This window comes from Nostoc sp. CHAB 5715 (assembly GCF_020829685.1).
Classification (GTDB): Bacteria; Cyanobacteriota; Cyanobacteriia; order Cyanobacteriales; family Nostocaceae; genus Nostoc.
This window is the reverse complement of sequence record NZ_JAIVFR010000694.1, coordinates 1-4,186: the sequence shown is the minus strand read 5'-3', so window position 1 is coordinate 4,186 and position 4,186 is coordinate 1. Positions and strand designations below refer to the sequence as shown.

Annotated in this window: 5 protein-coding genes, 1 tRNA gene and 2 pseudogenes; 6 read left to right on the top strand and 2 right to left on the bottom strand. The window is 43.3% G+C overall.

Going from position 1 to position 4,186, the window contains the following annotated elements; all coding sequences use genetic code 11:
* Positions 1-398 precede the first annotated feature (398 nt).
* Positions 399-971 (bottom strand): annotated as a pseudogene (locus LC574_RS29245) (CBS domain-containing protein); the annotation flags it as partial.
* Positions 972-1,013: 42 nt separating this feature from the next.
* Between LC574_RS29245 and LC574_RS29240 the strand changes: the two are divergent.
* Positions 1,014-1,616, top strand: a pseudogene (locus LC574_RS29240) (catalase); the annotation flags it as partial.
* Positions 1,596-2,000: a catalase-related domain-containing protein gene (locus LC574_RS29235; RefSeq protein ID WP_306422171.1), complete on the top strand. Its 405-nt coding sequence runs from the start codon at positions 1,596-1,598 to the stop codon at positions 1,998-2,000. The pseudogene LC574_RS29240 and the gene LC574_RS29235, both read left to right, overlap by 21 nt.
* 69 nt (positions 2,001-2,069) lie before the next feature.
* Here the strand turns inward: LC574_RS29235 and LC574_RS29230 are convergent, their stop codons facing one another.
* Positions 2,070-2,498 carry a hypothetical protein gene (locus LC574_RS29230; RefSeq protein ID WP_229457128.1) on the bottom strand — a complete coding sequence of 143 codons (429 nt, stop codon included), beginning with the start codon at positions 2,496-2,498 and terminating at the stop codon, positions 2,070-2,072.
* A 438-nt stretch (positions 2,499-2,936) separates the two neighbouring features.
* On the opposite strand from LC574_RS29230, the gene LC574_RS29225 reads away from it, so the two are divergent.
* From LC574_RS29225 to LC574_RS29210, 4 genes are all read left to right on the top strand, one after another.
* Positions 2,937-3,206, top strand: coding sequence for a hypothetical protein (locus LC574_RS29225; RefSeq protein WP_229457127.1), 270 nt, complete (start codon positions 2,937-2,939; stop codon positions 3,204-3,206).
* A gap of 229 nt (positions 3,207-3,435) precedes the next feature.
* A tRNA-Gly gene (locus tag LC574_RS29220) sits at positions 3,436-3,507 on the top strand.
* 62 nt (positions 3,508-3,569) lie between these two features.
* Positions 3,570-3,839 (top strand): hypothetical protein, encoded by a 270-nt coding sequence (locus LC574_RS29215; RefSeq protein ID WP_229457126.1) that lies wholly within the window; start codon positions 3,570-3,572, stop codon positions 3,837-3,839.
* A 127-nt stretch (positions 3,840-3,966) separates the two neighbouring features.
* Positions 3,967-4,186 (top strand): low temperature requirement protein A (locus LC574_RS29210; RefSeq protein ID WP_229457125.1); only part of this gene is annotated, 220 nt, incomplete at its 3' end.

Genomic DNA, 4,186 nt, shown 5'->3' with positions numbered 1-4,186 from the left:
GATCGCCTTGGTGACTATTTGCAGAATAACCCTAATGTGGAGAGCGATCGCCATCTCTGTAACAATGTACCATCAACCCCTACAAATCCAGACAAGTAATACCAATTCGCAATTCGCAATGGGCTTCGCCCCGCTACGCTAACGTAATTCGCAATTAAAAAACCTAGATGGAGTAAGACTTTGGTGATTGATATCTGTTGCCTCATTTTGGAGAATTGGTATAAGGTAAAAGCGATGTCTACGACGGGCTACGCCTACGCTACATTTTTTGAAATAAATAAAAAAGGTAGGATTTCCTACCTTTTACCCAAAAAAAGCATTTTGTAACCAAATACCAAATTAAGTATCACACAAGCTTTTGACAAATCTATTGCAAAACCATGACGAAGGTATGACGTTTAATTTGCAATTGACTTCGCTATTGCTGCTAGTTGCAACCCAGGCGAATAACTTCCTTCTTCCTTGACCCGTTTAATTTCAGCATCCGTAACCCGCAAATTTAACTTTTGTGCCAACGCCCGTACAATATCTCCCCGATCAATTACACCAGCGACAGCACCAGCCGGAGAAAGTACGGTAATTCGAGGTAACTGCTCATTTTCCAGCTTGTTAATTACCTCAGCTATGGTTGTTGCTTCAGCAACAGTGGGTATTTCTGTCAAGGGATGCACAATGCTATGTAAGGTTTGGGTTTCCCATTCACTCCTTTGGGTTAAACGAAAATCGTCAATGGAAACTAGACCCCGGTAACGTCCATCAGAAGCAGCAAAATAAACCTGTGAAGGAGTGGTTTCCAACAGGTATAAATCGGCAAAGGATCGCAATGTCTGATCAGCATCGACAACCCGAAAGTCACCAGTCATCACATCAGCCGCCACAACTTTGAGTAGGCTTTCTTGCAATGTCGTTACGTTGTCATAACTGCTGGCGTTGCGGACAGCAAACCAACCTAACAGCGCAATCCACAAACCAATTGCAAAGACCAGAATGCAAAGTGGGATTTTTGGTCACTCAGTCCAGAATCGCTTCACCAGGTGACGATCCTATTTTCAGACAGGGGAATTCCAAAAACCTATCGACACATGGATGGCTTCGGTAGCCACACCTTTAGTTTGATTAATGCTCAGGGCGATCGCGTCTGGTGCAAATTTCACTTTAAGACTCTGCAAGGGCATCAAACCTTGACAGAGGAAGAATCAGCTAAGATTAAGGGCGAAGATCCAGATCATGCAACTCATGATTTATTTGAAGCGATCGCTAAAAAAGACTATCCCAAGTGGCGGATGTGTATTCAGGTGATGACACAGGAGCAAGCGTCAAAACATCCAGATAACCCCTTTGACTTAACGAAAGTTTGGAAGCAAGGAGAATATCCTTTAATCGAAGTCGGGATATTAGAGCTAAATCGTAACCCAGAGAATTATTTCGCTGAAGTTGAGCAAGCTGCTTTTAGCCCTAGCGCAGTGGTTCCGGGTGTTAGTTTTTCTCCAGACAAAATGCTTCAAGCTCGCCTCTTTTCTTACCCAGATGCTCAACGGTATCGCTTGGGTGGTAACTATCAGCAACTACCCGTTAATCAGCCCAAATGTCCAGTGATGCATTATCAGCGAGATGGCTTTATGGCGTCGGGGAACAACGGCGGTAGCACTCCTAACTATGAACCGAATAGTGCTGAGGGTACGCCTAAAGAAAATCCAGCTTATGCAGAACCACCTACCCATCTGGGCGATGTCACCGTTGATCGTTACAATCATCGTGATGGAAACGACGATTACACCCAAGCAGGTAATCTTTATCGGTTACTGACTCCTGAGCAGCAAGAGCGTCTTGCTCATAATATCGTCGGCAGCCTCAGTCAAGCAAGAAAGGACATCCAGATGCGTCAACTTTGCCACTTCTTCCGGGCAGATGTTTCTTATGGTCGTCGTGTCGCTGAAGGATTGGGCATTTCAATTGATCCCTCGTTACTTCCAGTTATTGCTCAAGCTGTAAGTATCTAGTACAAAAACACACCAGAAGTAGAGACGTTGCATTGCAACGTCTCTACATGCATGAAATCTGTAAAAACTTCAATCAGTTGGTTTATTAAAAACTTCTAAAATCTGTCGGCAAATCTGTTTGAGCTTATCCTCAATTTCACCAGAAGGCGAATATGCGCCGACAATACTCCAGTTATCTACTGTAGAAAGTCGCCACGCTTCGCCGCGATGATCAAATCCAGCTACCTCCACGCCGATCGCACGGCGGGAATTATTAATGGGATCTTGATAAAATCTGATTTGAATCAAAATACTGCGACTTCGCCAAGATTTGCTGATACCAGGAAAGTGAAAGCCAATATCTATAGAGTCTGGATCGACTAACTCCCTGGTTTCCGGGTCATTTTTCCAGGGTTTAAGATCAGATTTGGCATCAGGAAACTCGAATTTGAACAAATTAACCACCGTAGCAATGTTGCTGGCGAGTTCAAGGTTCGTTGCCTGTTCAGCTGCGTTCACTAAAAAATACTCCTATATTGCGTCGGCATCTTCCGGGATGTGAAGACAGAAAAACCGCCAGAAGGCTTATATTATTGGTGTTTCAGCTTATCAAGACCTTTGAGATTTAGCAACTCTAAATGATACTTCCCTAACAATTCTGGTTACTAGATAGATACCAAAAATCGCTTCTTGTTGGGACTGGCTAACACCTTTTAAGTAATTATACTTAAAAAGTGGATGAAACTCCGCCGTTTGTAAAAAATATCGAGATTTTCTGCAAAATCCTTGGCTGATAAGAATCCCCAGTGAGTTACTCACCGCGAGGGGTATTTTGATTGCGGATTAAATATGCTTTAATTTCAATTTGCTCTTGACGAAGGTCGTCTAGTCTATGCACCTACTAAACACCATCTTTCACTGAGAAGATTTCAGAAAGCTTTAGGCGCAGCGCCGAGTTTGGATCCGGCGATCGCAAAAAAAGCTTGGTTGTTGGCGGCTGGGATTTGTGCCGCAAGTCCCTGTGGCAGTGGGTTTACACTCGTATCGAACCGTATTGGATCGCGCCTGAAAAATTTGATTGGTAAAACTTTGGGGGAACAGTTGGATACTGAAAAAGCAGCAGGTCGTCCGGTGAAGCTTGTCAGAAATCGGATTGCAGCCAAAGAAGTGCAAATGTTATTCAGAGAATTGGTAAAAATTCACTTTGACAGTGATTTTCCAGATTAAATTATCTAGAGTGAACGCGAACAGCGTCTCGTAGAGAAAATGGGGACTTTTGCGAAGCGTTAAATATGGTAGTCAGTGCCGTCATCAGCTAGCTAAAAGATTTCCCAATCTGAACAGCTACAGGACTCAAGCATCAGCAGTTGCCAAAATAGTGCATGTTTTAGTCAATTTAAAACAGCTGTAAATAGTGGTACTATTGATTTTAGCCCTAAGTTTATGGCAGCAATTCGCGGGTGTAATTCAGTGGTAGAATGTCACCTTCCCATGGTGAACGTCGTGGGTTCGAGTCCCATCGCCCGCTTTAAAATCTGTTAAAAATAACCGTCACCCGATTCTGCGTTACTATGTACCGCACGAATAGCGTTGGGATGCGATTCGCTTTATCCTAAAGATGGCTTAATAGAGTTTATCACAACGGCGATGCGGGAGGTGGCAAAGCGCAATCCTGGGTTATCGGGAACGCTGACGCTGAAAGATTATAACGAGAAGCAAAGCAATCAGCGCGTTTTTGATGATGACCGTTTAAAGGACTTGATTGAACTCATCAGTCGGCATCGGTTGGCGTTAAAGAATAGGCGTTGCCCATGTATCAAAATGATTTTGCATAATACCAAAATCCTTGTAGAGACGTAGCAGTGCTACGTCTCTACATCCAAATTCATACTTTAATTCAGCAACGCCAAAGAATACCAATCGTCTACCCATTCGCTAATAGATAACAGTTAATGGTAAAAACAATTAGCGATTCGCAATTAGCACTATGGCAAATTTTCTCCAACCACCAAGATTACGCATTGGTGAAGACACTGAAGAAGAACGACGCGCCACTTGGCTGGAACTTTTTTATGATTTGGTTTTTGTAGTTGCAGTTTCTCAACTCGCCCACAATCTCAACGAGGATATCTCTCTATCAGGATTATTTGGGTTTGTAGTTCTATTTATACCAGTTTGGTGGTCATGGATTGGCACCACATTCTATG

What these genes read in the sequence shown, in the direction of transcription:
- LC574_RS29235 (WP_306422171.1), top strand. Translation starts at nt 1,596, where the DNA reads ATGCATTATCAGCGAGATGGCTTTATGGCGTCGGGGAACAACGGCGGT.